This is a genomic window from Citrobacter sp. CK191, from assembly GCF_030333435.1.
GTDB classification, from domain to species: domain Bacteria; phylum Pseudomonadota; class Gammaproteobacteria; order Enterobacterales; family Enterobacteriaceae; genus Citrobacter_B; species Citrobacter_B koseri.
In genome coordinates this window covers 357,707-383,784 of sequence record NZ_JAOWFX010000031.1, presented here as the reverse complement: position 1 = coordinate 383,784, position 26,078 = coordinate 357,707, and the positions used below count along the sequence as shown (strand labels likewise).

Below are 26,078 nucleotides of genomic sequence, written 5' to 3'. Positions count from 1 at the left end.
CATGCATCTGGCACGAGTCACAGGCGCGGTGGTATCCACGCAAAAATCGCCCTCTCTGGTTGGGAAAAAACTTTTGCTGGTACGTCGGGTAAGTGCCGATGGAGAGCTTCCCGACCCGCCCATTACCGGAGATGAGGTTGCCGTCGATTCCGTCGGCGCTGGCGTGGGTGAACTGGTTTTACTCAGCAGCGGCTCCAGCGCCAGACATGTTTTTTCCAGCCCGAACGAGGCCATCGATCTGGCCATTGTCGGCATCGTAGACACGCTTTCTCATTAAGGAGCGGATGATGGCGATTTATACCCGAACAGGAGATACCGGCACTACGGCCTTATTTACCGGCCAACGGGTCAGTAAAACGCATCCGCGCGTCGAAACCTACGGCACGCTGGATGAACTCAATGCAGCGCTAAGTTTATGCGTTTGCGCCACAACCTGCGCGCAACACCGCACGTTGCTCGAATCTATTCAGATGCAGATATTCTGGTTTAGCGCCGAACTCGCCAGCGAAAGCGAGCAGCCGTCGCCGGAGCAGCGCTATATCAGCGCGGAAGATATTGCCGCGCTTGAAGCGGCTATTGATACCGCGATGGGACGCGTTACGCCTTTACACAGTTTTATTTTACCTGGCCGTTGCGAAGCCGCGAGTCGCCTGCACTTTGCCCGCACGCTTGCCCGCCGGGCTGAAAGACGTCTGGTCGAGCTGTCGGCAACCGCCAGCGTCAGGCACGTCCTGATGCGCTACATCAACCGCTTATCTGATTGCCTGTATGCGCTGGCGCGCGCCGAAGATCATGACGCTCATCAGAGCAACATCATTCGGGAGGTCACTGAGCGCTACCTGGCCTCAAACCCGGCCTCTGTCGTCAAGGAGCCCTCTATGGCCCTCTCTTTTCACGAGCTTCATCAGTTAACTCGTTCAGCGGTGGCGCGGGCGGAGGCGCTTCAGATTCCTGTGGTCGTCAGCATTGTGGATGCCAATGGCACCGAAACCGTGACCTGGCGTATGCCGGACGCTCTGCTGGTGAGCAGTGAACTGGCGCCGAAAAAAGCCTGGACCGCCGTCGCTATGAAAACAGCCACCCACGAACTGGCTTGCGCCGTTCAGCCGGGCGCTTCGCTCTACGGTCTGGAAAGCCATATGCAGGGGAAAGTCGTCACTTTTGGCGGCGGATTCGCGTTATGGCGTGATGGTCTGCTCATTGGGGGTCTTGGCATCAGCGGCGGGAGCGTTGAACAGGACATGGATATTGCACAAGCCGCCATAGCGGCAATTAACGTGAGAACACATCAATGAATACTTCTGAACTGGAAACCCTCATCCGTAATATTTTAAGCGAACAGTTGGCGCCTGCGCAGTCCGAAACGCAAGGACACGGTATTTTTCAGTCCGTCGGCGAAGCGGTAGACGCGGCGCATCAGGCTTTCTTACGTTATCAGCAGTGTCCGCTCAAAACGCGCAGCGCCATTATCAGCGCCCTGCGCCAGGAGCTTACGCCGCATCTTGCCACGCTGGCGGCGGAGAGCGCAGCGGAAACGGGGATGGGGAACAAAGAAGATAAATTCCTTAAAAACAAAGCCGCGCTGGATAACACGCCAGGCATTGAGGATTTGACAACCACGGCCCTCACCGGCGATGGCGGCATGGTGCTGTTTGAATATTCACCGTTCGGCGTCATTGGTTCCGTCGCGCCCAGCACCAACCCTACCGAAACCATTATTAACAACAGCATTAGTATGCTGGCTGCGGGCAACAGCGTTTATTTCAGCCCGCATCCTGGCGCGAAAAACGTCTCACTCAAATTGATCGGCATGATCGAAGATATCGCTTTCCGCTGCTGCGGCATCCGCAATCTGGTCGTCACTGTCGCAGAACCGACTTTTGAGGCAACCCAGCAAATGATGGCGCATCCCAATATTGCGGTGCTGGCTATTACTGGCGGCCCCGGCATTGTTGCGATGGGAATGAAAAGCGGTAAAAAGGTCATTGGCGCCGGGGCGGGCAATCCGCCCTGTATCGTTGATGAGACCGCCGATATCGTCAAAGCGGCCGAAGATATCATCAACGGCGCAGCGTTCGATTACAACCTGCCCTGCATCGCAGAAAAAAGTCTGATTGTCGTGGAGAGCGTCGCTGAGCGCCTGGTTCAGCAAATGCAGGCTTTCGGCGCATTGCTGTTAAACGCTGCGGATATCGATAAATTACGCGCCGTCTGCCTCCCGGAAGGTCACGCGAATAAAAAACTGGTCGGGAAAAGCCCGGCCGCCATGCTGGAAGCCGCCGGTATTCCCGTTCCCGCAAAACCGCCGCGTTTGCTTATCGGTATCGTCAGTGCCGACGATCCGTGGGTAACCAGCGAACAGTTGATGCCAATGCTACCCGTCGTGAAGGTCGATAATTTCGACAGCGCGCTGGCACTGGCGCTAAACGTTGAAGAAGGCCTGCACCATACCGCCATTATGCACTCGCAGAATGTCTCTCGCCTGAATCTGGCGGCGCGCACCTTACAGACCTCTATTTTTGTGAAAAACGGCCCTTCCTATGCCGGTATCGGCGTTGGCGGCGAAGGGTTTACCACCTTTACCATCGCCACCCCGACCGGCGAAGGGACAACCTCGGCACGCACATTTGCCCGTTCCCGTCGCTGCGTACTGACCAACGGCTTTTCAATTCGCTAATGAGGTCGTTATGAATACGTTTTCACTACCAACCCGATTGTACAGTGGCAGAGGAAGTCTGGATGTGCTGACGCGTTTTACAAACCGGCATATCTGGATTATCTGTGATGGATTTCTGGCGCAATCACCGCTGATCAATACGCTGCGCGACGCCCTTCCAACGGATAATCGCATCAGCATATTCAGCGACATCACCCCGGACCCTACCATCGGTACGGTAGTGCAAGGTATTGCGCAAATGCATGCCCTGCGACCGGATGTGGTCATCGGCTTTGGCGGGGGATCGGCGCTCGACGCGGCAAAAGCCATCGTCTGGTTCAGCCGTCAGTTCGGCATCGAAATTGAAACCTGTGTTGCAATTCCCACCACCAGTGGCACCGGTTCCGAAGTCACCAGCGCATGCGTCATTAGCGATCCAGAAAAGGGCATTAAATATCCGTTATTTAATAAAGCGTTGTATCCAGATATGGCTATTCTCGACCCGACGCTGGTTGTCACCGTTCCGGCAAATATTACCGCCAACACGGGGATGGACGTCCTGACGCATGCGCTTGAAGCATATGTGTCTCCGCACGCCAGCGACTTCACTGACGCGCTGGCGGAAAAAGCCGCGCAAATCGTCTTTCAGTATCTGCCCGTTGCGGTCAGGAAAGGGGATTGTCTGGCTACCCGTGGGAAGATGCACAACGCCTCAACGCTGGCGGGAATGGCGTTTAGCCAAGCTGGACTGGGGCTGAACCATGCTATTGCCCATCAGTTAGGCGGCCAGTTTCATCTGCCGCACGGGCTTGCCAATGCGCTGCTGCTGACATCGGTCATCCGCTTTAACGCCCACGATCCTCGGGCGGCAAAACGATACGCAAGACTCGCGAAAGCCTGTCAACTCTGCCCCGCCAGCGCAAACGAGACGTCATGCCTCAATGCGCTGATTCATCAGATTGAGCAGCTCAAAACACAGTGTGCAATCCCTTCATTCGCCCAGGCGCTTAAAGAGGGACGACAGGCGTATTCACAACGAATCCCGATCATGGTTCAGGCGGCGCTGGCTGATGTGACGTTAAGAACCAACCCGCGTACCGCCGATGCCAGCGCGATCCGGGAACTTCTTGAGGCGTTGTCATGAATACCGTCAGCGCCATTGAACAGGATAGCTATGATGCGCAAACCATACGCGATCGAGTACGTGCTGCGGGCGTGGTTGGCGCCGGGGGGGCGGGTTTTCCCGCCCACGTCAAACTACAGGCGCAGGTTGAGATCTTTTTGGTTAATGCTGCTGAATGTGAACCGATGCTCAAGGTTGATCAGCAATTAATGGCGCAGCAGCCCGCGCGCCTGATTCGCGGCGTGCAGTACGCCATGAAGGCAACCGGCGCACGCGAGGGAATTATTGCGTTAAAAGAAAAATACCGCGATGCGATTGAGGCATTAACCCCCCTGCTACCTTCCAGTATCAGGCTGCATATTTTACCGGATGTCTACCCGGCCGGGGACGAAGTGCTGACCATCTGGATGGCGACAGGCCGACGCGTTCCGCCTGCGGCGTTACCGGTGAGCGTCGGCGTGGTGGTCAATAATGTTCAGACCGTACTGAATATCGCCCGTGCGGTAGAACAACAGTATCCCGTAACGCGCCGCACTCTTACCGTTAACGGCGCGGTTGCAAGGCCGCTGACCGTCACCGTTCCTGTCGGTATGTCTTTACGCGACGTTTTAGCGCTTGCAGGCGGCGCCACCGTTGATGACCCTGGATTGATTAACGGCGGCCCTATGATGGGAAGCCTGGTGACATCGCTGGATTCACCGGTGACAAAGACCACCGGCGGCCTGTTGGTGTTACCAAAAACCCATCCCTTGATTCAGCGACGAATGCAGGATGAACGCACCGTTTTGTCTGTTGCAAAAACCGTTTGCGAGCAATGCCGGTTATGTACTGATTTATGCCCCAGGCATTTGATCGGCCATGAGTTATCTCCCCATTTACTGGTACGTGCGGTGAACTATCAACAGGCCGCGACACCGCAACTCCTGCTTAGCGCGCTGACGTGTTCAGAATGCAACGTTTGCGAAAGCGTGGCATGCCCGGTGGGGATCTCCCCCATGCGCATTAACCGTATGCTGAAACATGAGCTACGGGCGCAAAACCTTCGTTACGAAGGCCCGCTGAATCCCGCCGATGAAATGGCGAAATATCGGCTGGTGCCGGTTAAGCGATTGATTACCAAACTGGGGCTCAGCGACTGGTATCACGACGCGCCGTTAACGGACGTCGCCCCTTCAACAGACAAAACGACGCTGCTCTTGCGTCAGCATATTGGCGCCAGCGCCGTTCCCTGCGTACAAAAAGGTGAACGCGTTGTCCGTGGGCAGTGTGTCGCCGATATGCCATCTGGCGCGTTAGGCGCTCCCGTTCACGCCAGTATTGACGGCATTGTCAGCGACATTACTGAACACGCCATCACGGTTGTAAGAGGTTAACCATGTCTCAGGCTATAGGTATTTTAGAACTCACCAGCATCGCTAAAGGAATGGAAGCAGGCGATGCCATGCTGAAAAGCGCCAGCGTCAATTTACTGGTCAGTAAAACAATCTGTCCGGGTAAATTTTTACTGATGCTGGGCGGCGATGTCGGTGCGGTACAGCAGGCCATCGAAACGGGCACATCGCTGGCCGCAGACATGCTCGTGGATAGTCTGGTGCTATCGAATATTCATGCCAGCGTGCTGCCTGCGGTCAGCGGGTTGAACAGCGTTGATCAACGTCAGGCCGTAGGGATCGTGGAAACCTGGAGCGTAGCAGCCTGTATCAGTGCCGCCGATCGCGCCGTTAAAGCCTCCAACGTGACGCTGGTGCGTGTCCATATGGCGTTCGGTATTGGCGGAAAATGTTACATGGTGGTGGCAGGCGATGTCTCCGATGTCAACAACGCCGTTACGGTAGCCAGTGAAAGCGCAGGCGAAAAAGGACTGCTGGTTTACCGCGCCGTGATCCCCCGTCCGCATGAAGCCATGTGGCGACAGATCGTGGAGGGATAATGGAAAAGCAACCGACAACGGAACGCATGATTCAGGAGTATGTTCCCGGGAAACAGGTGACGCTGGCGCATCTGATTGCTAACCCCGGCAAAGATCTCTTTAAAAAACTGGGTCTGCCGGATGCGGTGTCCGCTATTGGGATCCTGACCATTACGCCCAGCGAAGCCTCGATTATTGCCTGCGATATCGCCACCAAATCCGGCGCGGTCGAGATTGGTTTTCTTGACCGTTTCACCGGGGCCGTCGTGCTGACCGGCGATGTCTCAGCCGTCGAGTATGCGTTAAATCAGGTGACCAGAACATTGGGAGAAATGATGCGTTTTACCGCCTGCCCAATTACCCGGACATAACGCCATGAAACGCATTATGTTAATCGGCCCCAGCCAGTGCGGGAAAACCTCTCTTACACAGAGTCTGAACGGCGAAGCGCTTCATTACCAGAAAACACAGGCTATTGTCTGGTCGCCCGGCACGATCGATACGCCAGGCGAATATCTGGAGAACCGCTGTCTGTATAGCGCGCTGCTGGCAAGCGCCTGTGAAGCCGACATTATCGCGCTGGTTCTTAATGCCGATGCGCCGTGGTCGCCCTTCTCCCCCGGTTTTACCGGCCCAATGAACAGACCCGTTATCGGGATCGTCACCAAATCTGATTTGGCGGATTCGTCACGTATCTCATGCGTGGAAAACTGGCTGATTCAAGCCGGTGCGCAGAAAATTTTTGTCACCAGCGCGCTGATGAAATCCGGGATTGATGAAATGTTTGTTTTTCTGAGTGCTAAGGAACCCTTATGTCTCACAAAATAATGGCGATTAACGCCGGTAGCTCGTCGCTAAAATTCCAGTTGCTGGCAATGCCGCAGGGCGAAATGATCTGCCAGGGATTAATCGAACGTATCGGAATGGCGAACGCCAGAGTCACAATGAAAACATCCGCGCAAAAATGGCAGGAAACGGCCCCCATCGCCGATCACCGCGAAGCCGTTACCCTGCTGCTGGATAAGCTCCTCAGTCATCACATCATTAATACCTTACAGGATATTGACGGCGTGGGTCATCGCGTGGCGCACGGCGGAGAGTTCTTTAAGGATTCGGCGCGCGTGACCGATGAAACGCTCGCTCAAATTGAGCGCCTTGCCGAACTGGCCCCGTTGCATAACCCAGTTAACGTGCTCGGTATTCATATTTTTCGCCAGTTGTTACCCTCAACGCCTTCTGTGGCCGTATTCGATACCGCCTTTCATCAGACGCTGGACGAGTCGGCCTATATTTACCCTCTGCCCTGGCGTTATTACACCGAGCTGGGTATTCGCCGCTATGGTTTTCACGGTACCAGCCATAAATATGTCAGCACGGCATTAGCTGAAAGACTGGGCATCCCGCTCAGCGCCTTACGCGTTATTTGCTGTCATCTGGGTAATGGCAGCAGCATTTGCGCTATCAAAGGGGGGCAATCCATCAATACATCAATGGGATTTACGCCGCAATCAGGCGTGATGATGGGAACCCGTAGCGGAGACATCGATCCCTCCATTCTGCCCTGGATTGCAGAACGTGAAGGGAAGACGCCCCAGCAGCTTAATTATTTATTAAACAATGAGTCGGGGCTGCTGGGCATTTCCGGCGTTTCGCATGATTACCGCGACGTTGAGCAGGCCGCCGATGGCGGAAATCGCCGGGCGGCGCTTGCGCTTACGCTATTCGCTGAGCGCATTCGCGCGACAATCGGCAGTTATATCATGCAAATGGGCGGTCTGGATGCGCTCATTTTTACCGGTGGAATCGGCGAAAACTCCGCCCGTGCCAGAGCGGCAGTCTGCCATAATCTGCATTTCCTGGGGCTGAGTATTGATGAGGAAAAAAACCTGCGCAACGCTACGTTTATTCAGGCAGAAAACGCAGTGGTGAAAGTGGCGGTCATTAATACCAATGAAGAGCTTATGATCGCACAAGATGTGATGCGGATTGCGTTAAGTGACAAGGTCACATTTGGCGTTTCCGCCTGATTTTGCCCGACTGCAACTTGCGGAAAATCATGGTAATAGCGCAATCGCCGTGACACTATGCGCCGAGGATTGCTGACCAGAAAGGTGAAAACGTGGCTGTTGCGCAATGCCCCGCGTCATGCGGAGAACTTATCCAGGGCTGGATTCTGGGCAGTGAGAAACTGGTCTCCTGCCCTGTCGAATGGTACAGCACAGTGGAAGTAAGCTCGGGCGCTCCCCTTGCGGATGAGCGTCCCCTTTCACGCGCAATGGTCAATCGGCTACTGGAATACTGGCGCTACCCTGCGCAGTGGAGCCAGGAGATTCGGATCGCAGTGCATTCCACCATTCCCGTCGCCAAAGGGATGGCCAGCAGTACCGCAGATATCGCGGCAACGGCGGTCGCAACCGCACACCATCTGGGGCATACGCTGGATGAACCCACGCTTGCACATCTGTGTGTTTCGCTTGAACCCACCGACAGCACCATTTTCCGTCAACTGACGCTTTTCGATCACAATGACGCCTCTACGCAAATGGCTTGTGAAGCGCAACCACAGCTTGATCTTTTAGTCCTCGAAAGCCCAATAACGTTGCGCACGGCGGATTATCACCGCATCCCCAGACTGGAACGTCTGCATGCGGGGGCAGCGATGTTGCAGCAGGCATGGGAAAGAGTGCAGGAAGCCTGCATAACGCAAAACCCTCGTCGGATGGGGGAAGCCGCCACGCTCAGCGCTATCGCCAGCCAACAACTGTTACCAAAGCCAGGCTTTGATGCCCTGCTGGCGCTGGTGGAAGCATGTGATTTATACGGTCTGAATGTGGCGCACAGCGGAAGCGTTGTCGGGCTGATGCTGGACAGGCAGCGCCATGACGTTGACCATATTAAGTGGGAACTCGCACAACGAAAACTGACGGAACACTGGCCCGATCAGCATTTGCTGAAGATGGTCACTGGCGGGGTTGAATTACAGTGAGGAACACGCGGCGTTCCCCACTGCCACAGGCTGTTACTCTGCTTTTGCGTCGCCGTTTTTCATTTCGCCCATCGCTTTCAGCTTTTTAGAAATGTCGCGGCGTTCTTTAGAAATTTCTGCGTTTTTGATGATGTAATCATCAACGCGGTCCTCATAGTCGCTCTTCATGCTGGCGATGATGCCCTGGATCGCTTCAACGCTCATACCTGGCTTGATGTAATCGCTCAGGTTGTCCAGCAGCAGAACACGCTTCTGGTTGTCACGGATCTTTTTCTCAACGTCCTGGATTTCACGTTGCAGTTTGTTCTTACGGCGGAACAGACGAACAAATTCCAGTACGTCCTGGAAAGAAGGCTTGTTGGTTTCCATTTTTACACCCCTGATAATGTGAGATTCGGATTCGTTTAAGCAACCGCTATACGTTAGGGTAAACATTACTTTTAGCCGTTGCAGATGACAATGGTTTTATCCTTTTTCAGTATCATACCCTTAATCGGTGCTGAATCGAAGCAGCAGCCGAATCACGAGCGTCATCTGCTTTTTATTTGCGCAATGCCCGGCAGATCAAATGGGAGAGCAGCTCCAGTTGCCGCGCCGTCTCCATACTTAGCCAAACATAGCCATGAATAGGCGTTTCAGCCACGGTATTGCCATGATGCTCGTTTATCAACTGGCGCAGCTCCGCGACAATCTCATTGAGTTTTTCCGTGTTTGCCAGTACCGGTTGCGGGTTGCCTTCGAACAGCGCATGGGCGATGGTGAGTAACGTTTGCTGCGTCATTTGCTGCGTTTCGCGCAGCGTGTGCGCATTCAGCATCACAAAATGGCTGGCACGAGATGCCCAGTGTGCATTAATTTGCAGCTCAAGCATACAGACCAGATTGCGGTTCACGGTTTGAATCGCTTCGAATATCGACTTTTGAATGCGGGTTTCTTTACTGGCTGGCGTAATCAGCCCACGCATTTTGACGACGTCGCTCAGCAGTTTCTGTAAATGCTTCTCCAGCCGGGGACGCTCTAACAAATTTGGCGACAACGCGGCCTGATAGACCCGATTGTACGCCGTCACACAATGCGCCATCTGAATGCGCCAGTGTAAAAATGCGCGTTGCGGCCAGATGCCGGTGAACAGCATCGCCAGCAGCGAACCTAAAATAACATCCCCGCCGCGCCACAATGCCGTGTTCATGTCGCCTGCCGGCGCGCCTACCACCACGGCGAGCGTGATGCCGATCAACAGAGCCTGATACGGCTTTTTCCCTAACGCCAGCCAACCGCACAAGAACATTGCCGCAGCGCACCAGATCAACATCAGCGGGAGGGAAAAAAGCTCCAGACGTAACGCTACAAGACCTAATACCGACCCCAGAATCGTGCCGCCGATGCGCTCAAACGCACGGGGAACCACGTTCCCCCAAAAGGAGATCGGCCCCATAATGACGACCAGTGTGATCAGCGGCCAGGTGCCTTCCGGGATGTTGAACAGTCGAACCAGCAGGAAAGTGAGAATAAACGCCAGCGCAATGCGAATGCCGTGTACAACACGATAATGGCGATATAAACGAATTTCAAAGGGACTCAGCGATTTATCGGCCCGCACTCACGCACTCCGTCTGGAAATGACCAAAAAACGAATTGTACCCGCTTTTGCAGCGAAAATATCACCATAGCGGACAGGACTCGCACGTAAACTGCCCCGTCACGACGCCTATCCGCCGGGTACTGCGTACAATTTACACAGGGCTATTTCGACTGTACGGGTACATACATTTCAATGTCCCAGTACCCGTCTTCCGTTCCATTGTTAAGATAGACCTCAAAACACGGTTTAGCCGCTATCTGGTAGTGATTGTCCTGTAACAGGCTATTGAAGAACTGATACCAGGGCGTCGCGAAATCATGATTCTCAACGCGCGCCACCGCTGTCGCATACTGCCCGCCGGCGATCTCCGTCAGGATGACGCCTTCGCTATTTTTCGGAATGGTGAAATTATCCGGGACAGACACCACCGTATCGCAGCGGAGTTTTTCCGCCGGAACCTCATCTGGATTATCGTAGTAAACCGCGATCCATTCGAGCGGAACAACCTGATTCCCGTCAACCCACATCATGAGTTGTTCAAAACCTTGCTTCACCGTTTTTTCCCACGGGCCGACCATGTGAAAACCGGCGATATTACGCTTCTCTGCCTGCCTGATTTCGTAGTCCATACTGCCTCCGATAGTTTCACTGAGACTGATAGCACACCGTCGACCCGATGGCGCTGCGCGTATCAGGTCGACGGTGTTCCATAATGCATTGAAGTCAGCGCCGGATAAGGAAGCGATGTCCCCTCCGGCAAATCTTATACTGTATATAAACACAGTATAAGATTTTGCATATAAAGGTCACAAGGAAATCATGATGAGTATGTGAGCAGACTCGCACTCTTACCAGTCTGCCGTGTCAGAAAAGGGGGTTACGCCTTATGGTGGAAGTAATCGCTCAGTCGGGAAAAAACGCCGCCTTTGCCAACAGACTCCAGCGTCACCAGAGGCCAGTGCGCCACCAGCTTATCCCGATCGTATAGCTCAATTTCACCGACCCGCTGATGTGCGGCAATAGGGGCTTCAAGTTCTTTTTTATCAAGGGCATACCGGGCTTTAATATGCGGAATTTCAGTTTTCGGCAGCGCCATCCAGAAATCCTGCTCGGTGCCCAGAGCAATATTTTCTTTATCGCCGTGCCAGATACGTTCCGTGCCAACCTGTTTGCCACTGCGTAAAATTTGTACCGTATCGAAATTTTGCTGTCCCCACTGCAACAACTTACGTGCCTGATCTTCACGCCCTTTCGCGCTTTCCGCGCCCATCACAACGGCGATAAGACGACGCTGCCCGTCCACGGCGGAGGCAATCAGGTTAAAACCCGCGCCGGAGGTATGGCCGGTTTTCAGCCCGTCGATATTCATGGTTTTATCCCACAGCAGTCCGTTACGGTTCTGCTGGGTAATACCGTTCCATGTCAGGCTCTTTTCACTGTACATATGATAAAACTCAGGCTCACCGTGAATAATGGCGCGGGACAATACCGCCAGATCATAGGCTGAGCTGTGCTGGCCTGGCGCATCCAGTCCGTGTACCGTTTCAAAATGGGTATCCTGCAACTTCAGGGTTTCAACGTAGTGATTCATCATGGCGACGAACTGCGGTTGCCCTCCGGCGATGTAATCCGCCAGCGCAACGCAGGCATCGTTTCCAGAGTCAACAATCAGCCCCCGGCTGAGATCCCGAACCGAAACGCGCTCCCCTTGTTTCAGAAACATTAATGAAGATCCCACAAACACCGGGTTGTCTTTGGCCCAGGCATCACGTCCAACGGTTACGATATCGTCCGGGCTAATACGATGGCTGTCGATAGCGCGATCGACAACATAGCCGGTCATCAGCTTGGTCAGGCTGGCCGGGTTACGCCGCTGATGTTCATTACCTGCGGTCAGAATTTGACCCGTGGTGTAATCCATAAGTACCCATGACCCTGCCTGAATGGCCGGAGGCTGGGGAGAAAAATCTGGCACATCGGCAGCCAGAGCGGAAGAAAGATTCATCGCGAGAAGTGAAGCGGCAATAAACAAACGGCGTTTCAACACTATTTCCTCAGGAAAGTCATAATTTGCCGTTCTTTTTACGGAAGTTCTGATAAACAAACAGGGATAAATTGCAAGAAAATGTGACATAACGCACGTTTTTCTATGCAGTGCCGGGCAGCGTAACCTTAACGCTCCCAATAACGACTCAGAAGCTGATAACACCGCCAGGATTTGATACCCTGCTGCGCAGAACCGCGCAAACGCACAGTAACGGATAGAACTGAACAATGAATGACGGCAAGCAGCACCCTACCTTCCTGTTCCATGACTACGAAACCTTCGGGACTCACCCGGCGCTGGACAGACCCGCACAGTTTGCCGCCATCCGCACGGATAGCGACTTTAATATTATTGGCGAACCTGAAGTCTTTTACTGCAAGCCCGCCGATGATTACCTGCCTCAGCCAGGCGCTGTGCTCATCACCGGGATTACGCCGCAGGAAGCGCGCGACAAAGGAGAGAACGAAGCCGACTTTGCCAGACGTATTCATTCGCTGTTCACCGTGCCAAAGACCTGTGTCGTCGGCTACAACAATGTCCGTTTTGATGATGAAGTCACGCGAAACATTTTGTATCGCAACTTCTACGATCCCTATGCCTGGAGCTGGCAGCACGACAACTCGCGCTGGGATTTGCTGGATGTGATGCGCGCCTGCTATGCCCTGCGCCCGGAAGGCATAAACTGGCCGGAAAATGACGACGGATTGCCCAGCTTCCGCCTTGAGCACTTGACCAAAGCCAACGGGATCGAACATGCCAACGCGCACGATGCAATGGCAGACGTGTACGCCACCATCGCTATGGCGCAACTGGTGAAGTCGCGCCAGCCGCGTCTGTTTGACTACCTTTACACGCATCGCAACAAACATAAACTGGCGGCGTTGATCGATGTGCCGCAAATGAAACCGCTAGTACATATCTCCGGTATGTTTGGCGCCTGGCGCGGCAACACCAGTTGGGTTGCGCCGCTGGCCTGGCATCCAGAAAACCGCAACGCGGTCATTATGGTGGATCTGGCGGGCGATATGTCGCCATTACTGGAACTGGACAGCGATACCCTGCGCGAGCGGTTATATACCGCTAAAGCCGATCTCGGCGATAACGCCGCAGTTCCGGTAAAACTGGTACACATCAATAAATGCCCGGTACTGGCTCAGGCTAATACGCTCCGCCCGGAGGATGCCGATCGCTTAGGGATTAACCGTCAGCACTGTCTCGATAACCTGAAAGTGCTGCGCGATAATCCGCAGGTACGCGATAAGGTTGTGGCAATCTTCGCTGAGGCCGAGCCGTTTACGCCGTCTGAGAACGTCGATGCGCAGCTATACAATGGCTTTTTCAGCGACGCCGATCGTGCCGCCATGAAAATCGTGCTGGACACCGAACCGCGCAATTTGCCCGCGCTGGATATTACGTTTGTCGATAAGCGGATTGAAAAACTGCTGTTCAACTATCGCGCCCGTAACTTCCCGGGGACGCTGGATGAAACCGAACAGCAACGCTGGCTGGAGCATCGTCGTCAGGTGTTTACGCCAGAGTTTTTGCAACGGTATGCGGAAGAGTTACAAATGCTGTATCAGCAATATGCTGACGACAAAGAGAAACTGGCATTGCTGAAATCACTCTGGCAGTACGCAGAAGAGATTGTCTGAGGAGCCACGCGTCGCTTTTGCCGGATGGCGGCGTAAACGCCTTATCCGGCCTACAAACAGTGCGGAGTGTAGGCCTGATAAGCGAAGCGCCATCAGGCGTTGGCGTTGGCGTTGTGCCGAAGAACGGCCGATGACCTTATCCGGCCTACAGATTTTTGCATAAAAAAACCGGAGAACATGTCTCCGGTTTTTTACCTGTGAAAGGTCATTTCATTACTGTGCGATATCTTCGTACTGCGGTACCGGATTGCGGAAGCTTTTGGTCACGCAAGCCAGATACACCAGGCCAATACCCGCCCAGATCAGACCCAGAGTCATTGAGCTTTCTTCCAGGTTGATCCACAGTGCGCCAACAGTCAGCGCGCCGCACACCGGCAGAACCAGATAGTTGAAGTGGTCTTTCAGCGTTTTGTTGCGCTTCTCACGGATCCAGAACTGGGAAATCACGGAGAGGTTCACGAAGGTAAACGCCACCAGCGCACCGAAGTTGATCAGCGCCGTCGCCGTAACCAGATCGAAATTAATCGCCAGCAGTGCGATCGCGCCAACCAGCAGCACGTTCCACGCCGGAGTACGCCATTTCGGATGAACGTAGCCGAAGAAACGCGTCGGGAACACGCCGTCACGACCCATGACGTACATCAGACGGGAAACGCCCGCGTGTGCCGCCATACCGGATGCCAGTACGGTCACGCTGGAGAAAATCAGCACGCCCCACTGGAAGGTTTTACCCGCAACGTACAGCATGATTTCAGGCTGTGATGCATCCGGGTCTTTAAAGCGCGAAATATCCGGGAAGTACAGTTGCAGGAAGTAAGACGCCGCGATAAAGATCAGGCCGCCAATCAGCGCCGTCAGGAAAATCGCGCGCGGAATAACGCGCTCCGCGTCTTTAGTCTCTTCAGACAGAGAAGAGATACCGTCAAAGCCGAGGAACGAGAAGCACAGGATTGTCGCACCGGTAATCATCGGCACAACGTGCGCGCCTTCAGACCAGAATGGACGGGAGCTTACCAGCGTACCCGCACCTTCGCCGTGAGACACGCCGTAGATAATCAGCCCGACAATCACCGCTACAATCCCCATTTGCAGAATAACAATCAGGGTGTTGAAGTTAGCGACGGTCTTGATGCTGCGCAGGTTAGAGATGGTCATAAAGGCCACCAGCGCCACCACAAAGATCCACGACGGCACTGTCGGCACCAGCGCTTCAAAATAAATTTTCGCCAGCAGAATGTTGATCATCGGCATGAACAGGTAGTCCAGCAGCGATGACCAGCCCACCATAAAGCCTACGGTCGGGCTGATGGATTTCTGGGCGTAAGTGTACGCGGAGCCAGCGGACGGGAAACGACGCACCAGTTTACCGTAGCTCAACGCAGTAAAAAGAATCGCGATCAGCGCAAAGGCATACGCCGTCGCAACGTGACCGTCAGTGAGGCCTGAGACGATACCAAATGTATCGAACAGCGTCATCGGCTGCATATAGGCAAGACCCATCATTACAACCGGAATCAACGTAAGCGTCTTACGCAATTCCACGCGAGAGGTGTTTGGAGTAACGTTATGCGACATGGTCATTCCCCTTTACGGCGAATGCCGTCGCGTAAGCAAAAAATTGCCCCATTTTCTGGATTCCTCAGCGACAACAACTGTCGGTTTTTAGTAAGTATCTATCCGGTACGAAGCCCGGCCTCTTTTATTGAATGATTGGTTTGATGCAAAAAAATAACCGACGCGTATTAAAACGTCGGTTAATGTCATTTTTTGCAAGCGGCGCATTGTGCACTAAATTAAGGCGAAATGACAAGAGAATGAGAGCCCCGTCAAAAAATATTTTTTATTAACTGTTTGATTTCCCAGCATCCCCCATTGTATAGACGCCAGCAATAGCACTATTTGCTAAAATTTTATCTCGCCACCACGCGCTGGCCAGTCCGGCCGTCTGTTCGTTCCAGCCCATCCACACCGGCTCCGACACGATCTGCGCCGCCACGTTCTTCTCAATAAGCGCACCGCTGTCCAGAAAGCGTTGCGCCAGATAGCGCGGTAAATACCCACATCCCAGGCCGCTGATTTGCAGTTCCAGTTTGGTTTTAAAATCAAAAACCGTTATGGCTTCCTGATCATCAAGCAATTGCGCGCTTGCCGAACATGCCGGATGCGTCTCATCGCCGACCACAATCGCGCGGAACCGTTTTATTGTGCGCCGACTCAACGGCTCTTCTTCCTGCACCAGTGGATGATGCGGGGCAATCGCAAAAACCTGCTCAAGCTCTCCCAGACGCGCAAAACCGAAACCACTGGCGTAGGGCGGATCGTGCATCGCGCCAACGATGATATCCGCCCGCCCCTGCGTCAGCGCCTCCCAGGAACCGCCCAGTACGCCATTTATGAATTTCAGGCGCGTTACGCTGTGATGTTGGTAGAAGGATTCAATGAGGGGAGTAAGGAGAGAAAAAGGAAACGTATCGTCCACGCCGATGACCAGTTCGTTCTCCCAGCCTTCGTGAAGTTTGATGGCCTGCTTTTCCAGTTCGCGCACGGTATGCAGAACTTCCCGGCCTTTTTCCAGCAGCATCTGGCCGGTGCGGGTAAATTTAGCCCGATGCCCGCTGCGATCTAACAGTTGGATATTCAGATCGCTTTCCAGTTTATGGACGGTATAGCTGAGCGCTGACGGCGTCTTAAACAATTTTGCCGACGCCGCCGCAAAGCTCCCCTCTTTCTCTAACGCATCGAGAATCATCAGAACGTCCAGCAGTGGTTTCATACTCGCCCCCTTGCGGTGTATGGCGGTAGTCTGCTGGCGCGTCACTCCATCGGCATCACCAGCGGGTCGGGATACTGGTATTCAAACCCGAGTTCATTACAAATCCGGCTGCCATCAATAATCTTGCCTTTATCGTTACTCTGGCTTTCCAGAAAATGCGGCGGTTCCATACCCAGCAAACGCGCCATCTGCGGATAAAACACATTACGCGCCGGATGCGAAGGCGCACATATATTATAGATGTGTCCCCCTTTAGGTGCCTGTAACAGCAGAGTAATAGCGGCAATCACATCTTCCAGGTGGACCAGATTCACACCTTGCTGGCCGTCAGGCGCGGTTTTACCGGCAAAGAAACGCCCCGGATGTCGTCCTGGCCCTACCAGCCCGGACAGACGCAGAATATCGACGGAAGTGCCGGGCAGATTGTGCAGCCAGTCTTCGAGTTCCTTCAGGATGCGCCCACTCGTCGTGACGGGATTACGCGGCGTAGTCTCTTTCACAATGCCGTGCACATCGCCGTACACTGACGTGGAACTGGTAAAAATGATACGCGGAACGTGATACGCCAGCGCACTGTCGACCACCTCCTGTATTGCCTGGCGGTAAAAATCTTCCCCTGGCCCGCTACGGCGAGCGGGCAGCGTAATGACCAGAGCATCCACATCCATCAGCGCATCAAGATCGTCCGTTTCGCAAACCAGTTCAGGTTCCAGGCGCAGCGGATAGCTCTCAATGCCGCTCATGCGGGCCGCTTCCACGCCATCCTGCGTGGTTTTCGTGCCAGTAACCTGCCAGCCTCTTGCCGTCAGCGACATCGCCAGCGGCATTCCTAACCATCCTAAACCGACAATTGCGACCTTTTTCATGCGTTCTCTCCTGACTTTAACGCCATCTTATCTAAGGCTACGCCAGCCCGCCGGGACTGACAATTCATACCTTCAATATGAAATGAATTAATGATGAAAAAAAGCCCTTGCTTTCCGGCGCTAAAGTGGTTTAGGTTAAAAGGCATCAAATGAATAAGCATTCATCGAGAATTTTATGACACGCGTTCAATTTAAACACCACCATCATCACCATCATCCTGACTAGTCTTTCAGGCGATGTGTGCTGGAAGACATTCAGATCTTCCAGTGGTGCATGAACGCATGAGAAAGCCCCCGGAAGATCATTCTTCCGGGGGCTTTTTTTTGGTGCGCGATTCAGACCGGTTCAGACAGGATAAAGAGGAAAAAAGAATGTTAGATAACACCCGTTTACGCATAGCTATTCAGAAATCAGGCCGTTTAAGCGATGATTCACGCGAATTACTGGCCCGCTGCGGTATTAAAATCAACCTGCACACCCAGCGTCTGATTGCGATGGCGGAGAATATGCCGATTGATATTCTGCGCGTGCGTGATGACGATATTCCCGGCCTGGTCATGGATGGCGTGGTCGATCTGGGGATCATCGGGGAAAACGTTCTGGAAGAAGAGCTGTTGAGCCGCCGCGCGCAAGGCGAAGACCCGCGCTACTACACCCTGCGCCGTCTCGACTTCGGCGGCTGCCGCCTCTCGCTGGCCACCGCCGTCGATGAAGCCTGGGACGGCCCGGCTTCCCTTGACGGTAAGCGCATCGCCACCTCTTACCCGCACCTGCTTAAGCGTTACCTGGATCAGAAAGGCGTGTCGTTTAAATCCTGTCTGTTAAACGGTTCTGTTGAAGTCGCTCCGCGTGCGGGTCTGGCCGATGCCATCTGCGATCTGGTGTCTACCGGGGCGACGCTGGAAGCCAACGGTCTGCGTGAAGTCGAGGTGATTTACCGCTCTAAAGCCTGCCTGATCCAGCGAGACGGCGAAATGGCCGAATCCAAACAACAGCTTATCGACAAACTGCTGACCCGTATTCAGGGCGTTATTCAGGCGCGTGAATCCAAATACATCATGATGCATGCGCCGAGTGAGCGTCTGGAAGAAGTCATCGCCCTGCTGCCGGGCGCAGAGCGTCCGACCATTCTGCCGCTGGCGGGCGATCAGCAGCGCGTCGCCATGCACATGGTCAGCAGCGAAACCCTGTTCTGGGAAACGATGGAAAAACTGAAAGCGCTCGGCGCCAGCTCTATTCTGGTGCTGCCAATTGAAAAGATGATGGAGTGACGGCCATGAGCTTTAATATAATCATCGACTGGAATAGCTGCAATACTGAACAGCAGCGTGCATTGCTGATGCGTCCGGCTATTTCCGCCTCCGACAGCATTACCCGTACCGTCGCAGAGATCCTGGATAATGTGAAATCACGCGGTGATGACGCCCTGCGCGAATACAGCGCAAAGTTTGATAAAACGAACGTCGCAGCGCTGAAAGTGTCCGCCGAAGAGATTGCCGCGGCCAGCGCGCGTCTGAGCGACGATCTCAAACAGGCGATGGCGGTAGCGGTAAAAAACATCGAAACCTTCCACAATGCGCAAAAACTACCGGCGGTAGATGTTGAAACGCAGCCCGGCGTTCGCTGTCAGCAGGTGACGCGCCCTGTCGCATCTGTCGGCCTGTATATCCCGGGCGGCTCTGCCCCGCTCTTCTCCACCGTATTAATGCTCGCCACGCCCGCGCGTATTGCCGGATGCAAAAAAGTGGTGTTGTGCTCGCCACCGCCTATCGCGGATGAAATCCTTTACGCTGCGCAGCTGTGCGGCGTGCAGGAAGTCTTCAACGTCGGCGGCGCCCAGGCCATTGCCGCTCTGGCGTTCGGCAGCGAGTCCGTGCCAAAAGTGGACAAAATTTTTGGCCCCGGCAACGCGTTTGTCACCGAGGCGAAACGCCAGGTCAGCCAGCGTCTCGACGGCGCGGCAATTGATATGCCTGCCGGCCCTTCTGAAGTGCTGGTGATCGCCGACAGCGGCGCCACGCCAGATTTCGTGGCGTCTGACCTGCTCTCTCAGGCGGAACACGGCCCGGATTCTCAGGTCATTCTGCTGACCCCGGATGCCGGTATTGCGCAGAACGTCGCGGAGGCCGTCGAACGACAGTTAGCGGAGTTACCGCGTGCGGAAACGGCGCGTCAGGCATTAAGCGCCAGCCGTCTGATCGTGACGAAAGATTTAGCCCAGTGCGTCGCCATCTCGAACCAGTATGGGCCGGAACACCTGATCATTCAGACCCGCAAGGCACGCGATCTGGTGGAGGATATTACCAGCGCGGGTTCCGTTTTTCTCGGTGATTGGTCACCGGAATCCGCAGGCGACTACGCTTCCGGCACCAATCATGTGCTGCCGACCTATGGTTATACCGCCACCTGCTCCAGCCTCGGTCTGGCGGATTTCCAGAAACGCATGACCGTTCAGGAATTGTCGCAGGCGGGTTTCTCCGCACTGGCATCCACCATTGAAACGCTGGCTGCGGCAGAACGGCTGACCGCCCACAAAAATGCTGTCACCCTGCGCGTTAACGCCCTTAAGGAGCAAGCATGAGCACTGAAAATACCCGCAGCGTCACCGACTTAGCCCGGGAAAACGTTCGCAACCTGACGCCGTACCAGTCCGCTCGCCGTCTGGGTGGTAATGGCGATGTCTGGCTGAATGCCAATGAGTTCCCGACGGCAGTGGAGTTTCAGCTGACTCAGCAAACGCTCAACCGCTACCCGGAATGCCAGCCAAAAGCGGTTATTGAAAATTATGCGCAGTATGCCGGAGTGAACCCCGGGCAAGTGCTGGTCAGCCGTGGCGCAGACGAAGGTATTGAACTGCTGATTCGCGCATTCTGCGAACCGGGGAAAGAGGCGATTCTCTATTGTCCGCCAACGTACGGCATGTACAGCGTCAGTGCGGAAACCATTGGCGTTGAATGCCGGACGGTTCCGACGCTGGAAAACTGGCAGCTGGATCTGCGGGGCATCGCCGATAAACTCGACGGCGTTAAAGTGGTGTTTGTATGCAGCCCCAACAACCCGACTGGGCAGCTTATCAATCCACAGGATTTACGTACTCTGCTGGAAATGACGCGCGGCAACGCCATTGTGGTGGCGGATGAAGCCTATATTGAATTCTGCCCACAGGCGACGCTGGCTGGCTGGCTCTCTGAATACCCGCATCTGGTGGTGTTACGCACGCTCTCCAAAGCCTTTGCGCTCGCCGGTCTGCGCTGCGGATTTACGCTGGCGAATGAAGAGGTCATCAACCTGCTGCTGAAAGTCATCGCCCCCTACCCGCTCTCTACGCCGGTCGCCGATATTGCCGCTCAGGCGTTGACGCCGCAAGGCGTCAACGCGATGCGCGAACGGGTGGCGCAGATTCTGCTGGAACGTCAGTATCTGGTTAATGCGCTGAAAGAGATTGCCTGCGTAGAACAGGTGTTCGATTCAGAAACCAACTACATTCTGGCACGTTTTACCGCGTCAAGTAGCGTGTTTAAATCTCTGTGGGATCAGGGCATTATCTTACGTGATCAGAATAAACAACCTTCTTTAAGCGGCTGTCTGCGTATCACTGTTGGAACCCGCGAAGAAAGCCAGCGCGTCATTGACGCCTTACGTGCGGAGCAAGTATGAGCCAGAAGTATCTTTTTATTGACCGTGATGGAACCCTGATTGCCGAACCACCGAGTGATTTTCAGGTGGATCGTTTTGACAAACTCGCCTTTGAACCGGACGTGGTGCCGGTTCTGCTGAAGCTGCAAAAAGCCGGCTTTAAGCTGGTGATGATCACCAACCAGGACGGGCTGGGAACGCAGAGCTTCCCGCAGGCAGACTTCGACGGCCCGCACGACCTGATGATGCAGGTTTTCACCTCCCAGGGCGTACTGTTTGATGAAGTGCTGATCTGCCCGCACCTGCCAGCGGATGAGTGCGACTGCCGTAAGCCGAAGGTAAAACTGGTTGAACGTTATCTGGCTGAACAGGCGATGGATAGCGCCAACAGCTACGTGATTGGCGATCGTGCTACCGACATCCAGTTGGCCGAAAACATGGGTATTAACGGGTTACGTTATAACCGTGAAACCCTGAACTGGACGATGATTGGCGAACAGCTGACAAAACGCGACCGCTATGCCCACGTTGAGCGTAATACCAAAGAAACGCAGATTGACGTCAAGGTGTGGCTGGATCGCGAAGGCGGCAGCAAGATCAATACCGGCGTGGGCTTCTTTGACCATATGCTCGATCAGATCGCCACGCATGGCGGTTTCCGTATGGAGATCGCGGTCAAGGGCGACCTCTATATTGACGATCACCACACGGTAGAAGATACCGGTCTGGCGCTGGGCGAAGCGCTAAAACTGGCGTTGGGCGATAAGCGCGGCATCAACCGCTTCGGTTTTGTGCTGCCGATGGACGAATGCCTGGCGCGTTGCGCACTGGATATCTCCGGGCGCCCGCACCTAGAATATAAAGCCAAGTTTACCTATCAGCGCGTGGGCGATCTGAGCACCGAGATGGTTGAACACTTCTTCCGCTCGCTCTCCTACACCATGGGCGTGACGCTGCACCTGAAGACCAAAGGTAAAAACGATCACCACCGTGTAGAAAGCCTGTTTAAAGCGTTTGGCCGCACGTTGCGCCAGGCCATTCGGGTAGAAGGCGACACGCTGCCTTCTTCTAAAGGAGTGCTGTGATGAACGTCGTCATCCTTGATACCGGCTGTGCCAACCTGAACTCGGTGAAATCCGCCGTGGCGCGCCACGGTTATGATCCGATGGTCAGCCGCGACCCGGAGGTCGTCTTAAAAGCTGACAAACTCTTCCTGCCCGGCGTGGGAACCGCCCAGGCGGCGATGGATCAGTTGCACGAGCGTGAGCTTGTCGAATTGATTAAGGCTTGTACTCAGCCCGTTCTGGGAATTTGTTTAGGCATGCAGATCCTCGGGCGCCACAGTGAAGAGACAAACGGCGTCGACCTTCTGGGCATTATTGACCAGGACGTCCCGAAGATGACCGATTTTGGCCTGCCGCTCCCGCATATGGGCTGGAACCGCGTTTACCCGCAGGCGGGTAATCGTCTTTTCCAGGGCATTGAAGATGGCGCCTGGTTCTACTTTGTCCACAGCTACGCTATGCCCGTAAATCCGTGGACCATTGCTCAATGCAACTACGGCGAACCCTTCACTGCGGCAGTGCAAAAAGACAATTTCTTCGGCGTGCAGTTCCACCCGGAACGCTCCGGCGCCGCTGGCGCGCAGTTGCTGAAAAACTTCCTGGAGATGTGATGATTATTCCGGCATTAGATTTGATCGATGGCACCGTAGTGCGTCTCCATCAGGGCGACTACGCCCGGCAGCGTGATTACGGTAACGATCCCCTTCCCCGCCTGCGGGATTATGCCGCCCAGGGCGCCGAAGTGCTGCATCTGGTCGATTTGACCGGGGCGAAAGATCCGGCCAGACGGCAGATCCCGCTGATTAAAACGCTGGTCGCGGGTGTGAACGTGCCCGTGCAGGTTGGCGGCGGCGTGCGTACTGAAGACGATGTTGCGGCGCTGTTGGACGCAGGCGTTGCCCGCGTGGTGGTCGGCTCCACGGCGGTCAAATCTCCCGAGGTGGTCAAAGGCTGGTTTGAGCGCTTTGGCGCTGACGCGCTGGTGCTGGCGCTGGATGTGCGTATTGATTATCGGGGCAACAAACAGGTTGCCGTCAGCGGCTGGCAGGAGAACTCCGGTGTTTCGCTGGAAGAACTGGTCGAGACTTATCTGCCGGTTGGCCTGAAGCATGTACTGTGCACCGATATCTCCCGTGACGGCACGCTGGCGGGTTCCAACGTCTCACTGTATGACGAAGTGTGCGCGAAATATCCGCAGATCGCCTTTCAGTCTTCCGGCGGAATTGGCGGGATTGAAGACGTAGCCGCTCTGCGCGGCACGGGCGTTCGCGGCGTGATTGTCGGCCGCGCCCTACTGGAAGGTAAATTCACCGTTAAGGAGGCCATCCAATGCTGGCAAAACGTATAATCCCTTGCCTGGACGTACGCGATGGTCAGGTGGTAAAAGGCGTACAGTTCCGCAATCATGAAATCATCGGCGATATCGTCCCGCTGGCAAAACGCTATGCCGATGAAGGCGCAGACGAGCTGGTATTCTATGATATTACCGCTTCCAGCGACGGGCGCGTGGTTGATAAGAGTTGGGTGTCGCGCGTCGCGGAAGTGATCGACATTCCATTCTGTGTCGCGGGTGGCATCAGGTCTATTGATGACGCCGCTAAAATCCTCTCTTTCGGCGCTGATAAAATTTCCATCAACTCCCCTGCGCTGGCCGACCCAACGCTGATCACCCGTCTTGCTGACCGTTTTGGCGTACAGTGCATCGTCGTGGGCATTGATACCTGGTTTGATGCCGAAACCGGCAAGTATCACGTCAACCAGTATACCGGCGATGAAAGCCGTACTCGCGTGACGCAGTGGGAAACTCTCGACTGGGTGCAGGAAGTGCAAAAACGCGGGGCCGGTGAAATCGTGCTTAACATGATGAATCAGGACGGCGTGCGTAACGGTTACGATCTGGAGCAACTGAAAAAAGTCCGTGACGTCTGTCATGTACCGCTGATTGCCTCCGGCGGCGCGGGCACGATGGAGCACTTCCTTGAAGCCTTCCGCGATACCGATGTCGACGGGGCGCTTGCTGCCTCCGTCTTCCACAAACAGATTATTAATATTGGTGAATTAAAAGCGTACCTGGAAGCACAGGGCGTGGAGATCAGGATATGTTAACAGAGCAACAGCGCCGCGAGCTCGACTGGGAAAAAACCGACGGATTAATGCCGGTTGTCGTGCAACATGCGGTATCCGGTGAAGTGTTAATGCTGGGTTACATGACCCCTGAAGCGCTGGATAAAACAATCGAAAGCGGCAACGTCACTTTCTTCTCACGAACCAAGCAGCGTTTGTGGACCAAAGGCGAAACATCCGGCCACTTCCTGAAGGTAGTCCGCATTGCGCCGGATTGTGATAACGACACACTGCTGGTGCTGGCCAATCCAATTGGACCAACCTGCCACAAAGGCACCAGCAGCTGCTTTGGGGATGCCAGCCATCAGTGGTTATTCCTGTATCAACTTGAGCAACTGTTAGCCGAGCGTAAAACTGCCGATCCGGCAAGCTCTTACACGGCGAAACTTTACGCCAGCGGCACCAAGCGTATCGCGCAGAAAGTGGGTGAAGAAGGTGTCGAGACCGCGCTGGCCGCAACGGTACATGACCGTTTTGAGCTGACCAATGAAGCCTCCGACCTGATGTACCACCTGCTGGTGCTGCTACAGGACCAGGACCTTGATTTAACGACCGTCATTGAGAATTTACGTAAGCGTCATCAATAGCTTCTGATGCGAAAAAACCGGGCAATGCCCGGTTTTTTGTAGGTCGGATAAGCGTAGAGCCATCCAGGATAACAATAAATTACTGCGCTTTCTCTCTGTAGTCGCGCAGAGCATTACGCCCCAGCACCACACCTGCACCAATCATCCCGCCCAGTAGCACCGCCAGGACCAGCACAATTGCCTTTTTCGGACTGTCACGACGAACCGGCAGCGTCGGCTTCATGACGTAACGGTAGGCGTGAATGGATGCGGTTTCGATTTTCAGATTTCCGATATCCAGCAAATTTTGCTTGGTCTGATAGTAGGCCCCAGAGAAAACCAGCGGACGCGTGGATTCATGTTCAATCATTGATTTCAGCGCATCACTACCAAGAAGGAACATACTGTCCTGGGTGACATCCTGAGTTTGCTGAATTTGTGGCTTTATCACATTCGCCTGCTCCGCATAACGCAATGCTTCCTGAATTTGCTTGATACGCAAATCTTTTTGCTCCTGCGCGACCACTTCCTGCGTTTTTAACGAGTCCTCAAGCGTAGTTGTCTGCAACTTGATGTTATCTTTCAGATCCGCGTCCAGTTCTTTCGCAACGCTCTCATCTACCTGCTGGATATACTCTGCCAGCTGGCGCTGCGCCCCTTCCGCAGACTCTCCAACGTAAGAAACAGCCAACGGCAATGATTGACCCTTAACAGAAGGAGTAATAGTTAATTCTTCAGGTTCTTCCTGATTATCCAGAGCTGCTGACAATGCGGAAAAGGCGGAGCTAAAGCGACCGATAAAGCCAGTCTGAATATCCGCAACTTTCGGAGCATTATCGCCATACAAAACGCTCATCGCATTATTATAAGTGGCAATTTGCCCTACATCAGGCTGGGTGATGATGGCGGTAGAGGTCCATTTCTCTTTCGCTACCAGGATGTAACCAACAGCCAATAGAATTGCGACAATGACACACACAAAGATTGTCATTTTTCCGCGCCACAATTGCATCACTAAATCAATCAAATCAATCTGTTCCGGGTCATTACTGCGCCCGGTAGCATTGTTATTGTTCACTGTCATCAGTACCCT

At 54.3% G+C, this 26,078-nt stretch carries 28 protein-coding genes, 2 pseudogenes and 1 other annotated feature; of the genes and pseudogenes, 20 read left to right on the top strand and 10 right to left on the bottom strand.

Annotated elements, in window-relative coordinates:
• Nucleotide 1 precedes the first annotated feature (1 nt).
• From OGV82_RS13350 to OGV82_RS13305, 10 genes are all read left to right on the top strand, one after another.
• A complete protein-coding gene (locus OGV82_RS13350) occupies nucleotides 2-277 on the top strand; it encodes a EutN/CcmL family microcompartment protein (RefSeq protein ID WP_047462697.1) in 276 nt (91 codons plus the stop codon).
• A 10-nt stretch (nucleotides 278-287) separates the two neighbouring features.
• Nucleotides 288-1,295 carry a two-domain cob(I)yrinic acid a,c-diamide adenosyltransferase PduO gene (pduO, locus tag OGV82_RS13345; protein WP_047462694.1) on the top strand — a complete coding sequence of 336 codons (1,008 nt, stop codon included), beginning with the start codon at nucleotides 288-290 and terminating at the stop codon, nucleotides 1,293-1,295.
• The gene (gene pduP / locus OGV82_RS13340; RefSeq protein ID WP_047462692.1) at nucleotides 1,292-2,677 is read left to right on the top strand and encodes a CoA-acylating propionaldehyde dehydrogenase PduP; all 1,386 of its coding nucleotides are present in this window, start codon (nucleotides 1,292-1,294) and stop codon (nucleotides 2,675-2,677) included. Before pduO ends, pduP begins: the two co-directional genes overlap by 4 nt.
• 10 nt (nucleotides 2,678-2,687) lie before the next feature.
• Nucleotides 2,688-3,800, top strand: a complete 1,113-nt coding sequence (locus OGV82_RS13335) for a 1-propanol dehydrogenase PduQ (protein WP_047462690.1) — start codon at nucleotides 2,688-2,690, stop codon at nucleotides 3,798-3,800.
• A complete protein-coding gene (locus tag OGV82_RS13330; protein ID WP_101743971.1) occupies nucleotides 3,797-5,152 on the top strand; it encodes a 4Fe-4S dicluster domain-containing protein in 1,356 nt (451 codons plus the stop codon). Before OGV82_RS13335 ends, OGV82_RS13330 begins: the two co-directional genes overlap by 4 nt.
• Nucleotides 5,153-5,154: 2 nt before the next feature.
• Complete coding sequence (pduT, locus tag OGV82_RS13325) at nucleotides 5,155-5,709, top strand: propanediol utilization microcompartment protein PduT (RefSeq protein ID WP_047462688.1); 555 nt, start codon at nucleotides 5,155-5,157, stop codon at nucleotides 5,707-5,709.
• Nucleotides 5,709-6,059, top strand: a complete 351-nt coding sequence (gene pduU / locus OGV82_RS13320) for a propanediol utilization microcompartment protein PduU (RefSeq protein ID WP_047462685.1) — start codon at nucleotides 5,709-5,711, stop codon at nucleotides 6,057-6,059. Before pduT ends, pduU begins: the two co-directional genes overlap by 1 nt.
• Before the next feature lie 4 nt (nucleotides 6,060-6,063).
• Nucleotides 6,064-6,516, top strand: coding sequence for a EutP/PduV family microcompartment system protein (gene pduV / locus OGV82_RS13315; protein ID WP_012131755.1), 453 nt, complete (start codon nucleotides 6,064-6,066; stop codon nucleotides 6,514-6,516).
• Nucleotides 6,501-7,715, top strand: a complete 1,215-nt coding sequence (locus tag OGV82_RS13310; RefSeq protein ID WP_047462682.1) for an acetate/propionate family kinase — start codon at nucleotides 6,501-6,503, stop codon at nucleotides 7,713-7,715. The genes pduV and OGV82_RS13310 overlap by 16 nt, the downstream gene beginning before the upstream one ends.
• Nucleotides 7,716-7,807: 92 nt before the next feature.
• Nucleotides 7,808-8,674, top strand: a complete 867-nt coding sequence (locus tag OGV82_RS13305) for a GHMP family kinase ATP-binding protein (protein ID WP_047462679.1) — start codon at nucleotides 7,808-7,810, stop codon at nucleotides 8,672-8,674.
• A gap of 33 nt (nucleotides 8,675-8,707) precedes the next feature.
• On the opposite strand, the gene OGV82_RS13300 is transcribed toward OGV82_RS13305, so the two are convergent.
• From OGV82_RS13300 to dacD, 4 genes are all read right to left on the bottom strand, one after another.
• A complete protein-coding gene (locus OGV82_RS13300; protein WP_024130204.1) occupies nucleotides 8,708-9,043 on the bottom strand; it encodes a DUF496 family protein in 336 nt (111 codons plus the stop codon).
• 172 nt (nucleotides 9,044-9,215) lie between these two features.
• Nucleotides 9,216-10,274: an FUSC family protein gene (locus tag OGV82_RS13295; RefSeq protein ID WP_012131751.1), complete on the bottom strand. Its 1,059-nt coding sequence runs from the start codon at nucleotides 10,272-10,274 to the stop codon at nucleotides 9,216-9,218.
• Between the two features lie 143 nt (nucleotides 10,275-10,417).
• Nucleotides 10,418-10,885, bottom strand: a complete 468-nt coding sequence (gene sbmC, locus OGV82_RS13290) for a DNA gyrase inhibitor SbmC (protein ID WP_012131750.1) — start codon at nucleotides 10,883-10,885, stop codon at nucleotides 10,418-10,420.
• Nucleotides 10,886-11,133: 248 nt separating this feature from the next.
• Nucleotides 11,134-12,306 carry a serine-type D-Ala-D-Ala carboxypeptidase DacD gene (dacD, locus tag OGV82_RS13285; RefSeq protein ID WP_101744055.1) on the bottom strand — a complete coding sequence of 391 codons (1,173 nt, stop codon included), beginning with the start codon at nucleotides 12,304-12,306 and terminating at the stop codon, nucleotides 11,134-11,136.
• 224 nt (nucleotides 12,307-12,530) lie between these two features.
• Here dacD and sbcB point away from each other — a divergent pair, with 224 nt between their 5' ends.
• The gene (gene sbcB, locus OGV82_RS13280) at nucleotides 12,531-13,955 is read left to right on the top strand and encodes an exodeoxyribonuclease I (protein ID WP_047462673.1); all 1,425 of its coding nucleotides are present in this window, start codon (nucleotides 12,531-12,533) and stop codon (nucleotides 13,953-13,955) included.
• 13 nt (nucleotides 13,956-13,968) lie between these two features.
• Here the strand turns inward: sbcB and OGV82_RS22990 are convergent.
• From OGV82_RS22990 to OGV82_RS13260, 5 genes and pseudogenes are all read right to left on the bottom strand, one after another.
• Nucleotides 13,969-14,064: pseudogene (locus tag OGV82_RS22990) on the bottom strand (hypothetical protein); the annotation flags it as partial.
• Nucleotides 14,065-14,168: 104 nt separating this feature from the next.
• Complete coding sequence (locus OGV82_RS13275; RefSeq protein ID WP_024130202.1) at nucleotides 14,169-15,530, bottom strand: APC family permease; 1,362 nt, start codon at nucleotides 15,528-15,530, stop codon at nucleotides 14,169-14,171.
• Entirely contained in the window at nucleotides 15,520-15,582 is a 63-nt protein-coding gene (gene yoeI, locus OGV82_RS13270) for a membrane protein YoeI (RefSeq protein WP_099433339.1), read from the bottom strand. Before yoeI ends, OGV82_RS13275 begins: the two co-directional genes overlap by 11 nt.
• A 161-nt stretch (nucleotides 15,583-15,743) precedes the next feature.
• Nucleotides 15,744-16,728, bottom strand: a pseudogene (locus tag OGV82_RS13265) (LysR family transcriptional regulator).
• 41 nt (nucleotides 16,729-16,769) lie between these two features.
• On the bottom strand, nucleotides 16,770-17,594 hold the full coding sequence (locus OGV82_RS13260; RefSeq protein ID WP_047462666.1) for an SDR family oxidoreductase: 825 nt from the start codon (nucleotides 17,592-17,594) through the stop codon (nucleotides 16,770-16,772).
• A gap of 175 nt (nucleotides 17,595-17,769) precedes the next feature.
• Here OGV82_RS13260 and hisL point away from each other — a divergent pair, with 175 nt between their 5' ends.
• The 9 genes from hisL to hisIE all read left to right on the top strand — a co-directional run bounded on the left by hisL (nucleotide 17,770) and on the right by hisIE (nucleotide 25,006).
• Nucleotides 17,770-17,820: a his operon leader peptide gene (gene hisL / locus OGV82_RS13255; protein ID WP_001364200.1), complete on the top strand. Its 51-nt coding sequence runs from the start codon at nucleotides 17,770-17,772 to the stop codon at nucleotides 17,818-17,820.
• Nucleotides 17,796-17,920: a sequence feature (His leader region), on the top strand. (Overlaps the previous gene by 25 nt.)
• Nucleotides 17,921-17,966: 46 nt before the next feature.
• Complete coding sequence (gene hisG, locus OGV82_RS13250) at nucleotides 17,967-18,866, top strand: ATP phosphoribosyltransferase (RefSeq protein ID WP_047462663.1); 900 nt, start codon at nucleotides 17,967-17,969, stop codon at nucleotides 18,864-18,866.
• A 5-nt stretch (nucleotides 18,867-18,871) separates the two neighbouring features.
• Nucleotides 18,872-20,176: a histidinol dehydrogenase gene (gene hisD, locus OGV82_RS13245; RefSeq protein WP_286462730.1), complete on the top strand. Its 1,305-nt coding sequence runs from the start codon at nucleotides 18,872-18,874 to the stop codon at nucleotides 20,174-20,176.
• On the top strand, nucleotides 20,173-21,252 hold the full coding sequence (gene hisC, locus OGV82_RS13240) for a histidinol-phosphate transaminase (RefSeq protein WP_047462657.1): 1,080 nt from the start codon (nucleotides 20,173-20,175) through the stop codon (nucleotides 21,250-21,252). Before hisD ends, hisC begins: the two co-directional genes overlap by 4 nt.
• On the top strand, nucleotides 21,249-22,316 hold the full coding sequence (hisB, locus tag OGV82_RS13235; protein ID WP_286462729.1) for a bifunctional histidinol-phosphatase/imidazoleglycerol-phosphate dehydratase HisB: 1,068 nt from the start codon (nucleotides 21,249-21,251) through the stop codon (nucleotides 22,314-22,316). The genes hisC and hisB overlap by 4 nt, the downstream gene beginning before the upstream one ends.
• Nucleotides 22,316-22,906 carry an imidazole glycerol phosphate synthase subunit HisH gene (hisH, locus tag OGV82_RS13230; protein ID WP_047462651.1) on the top strand — a complete coding sequence of 197 codons (591 nt, stop codon included), beginning with the start codon at nucleotides 22,316-22,318 and terminating at the stop codon, nucleotides 22,904-22,906. The genes hisB and hisH overlap by 1 nt, the downstream gene beginning before the upstream one ends.
• Nucleotides 22,906-23,643: a 1-(5-phosphoribosyl)-5-[(5-phosphoribosylamino)methylideneamino]imidazole-4-carboxamide isomerase gene (gene hisA, locus OGV82_RS13225; RefSeq protein ID WP_101743974.1), complete on the top strand. Its 738-nt coding sequence runs from the start codon at nucleotides 22,906-22,908 to the stop codon at nucleotides 23,641-23,643. The genes hisH and hisA overlap by 1 nt, the downstream gene beginning before the upstream one ends.
• Nucleotides 23,625-24,401 (top strand): imidazole glycerol phosphate synthase subunit HisF, encoded by a 777-nt coding sequence (gene hisF / locus OGV82_RS13220; RefSeq protein WP_012131735.1) that lies wholly within the window; start codon nucleotides 23,625-23,627, stop codon nucleotides 24,399-24,401. Before hisA ends, hisF begins: the two co-directional genes overlap by 19 nt.
• Complete coding sequence (gene hisIE, locus OGV82_RS13215; protein WP_047462646.1) at nucleotides 24,395-25,006, top strand: bifunctional phosphoribosyl-AMP cyclohydrolase/phosphoribosyl-ATP diphosphatase HisIE; 612 nt, start codon at nucleotides 24,395-24,397, stop codon at nucleotides 25,004-25,006. Before hisF ends, hisIE begins: the two co-directional genes overlap by 7 nt.
• Before the next feature lie 79 nt (nucleotides 25,007-25,085).
• Here hisIE and wzzB read toward each other — a convergent pair whose 3' ends face one another.
• Nucleotides 25,086-26,069, bottom strand: coding sequence for an LPS O-antigen chain length determinant protein WzzB (gene wzzB / locus OGV82_RS13210; protein WP_047462644.1), 984 nt, complete (start codon nucleotides 26,067-26,069; stop codon nucleotides 25,086-25,088).
• Between the last annotated feature and the right edge of the window lie 9 nt (nucleotides 26,070-26,078).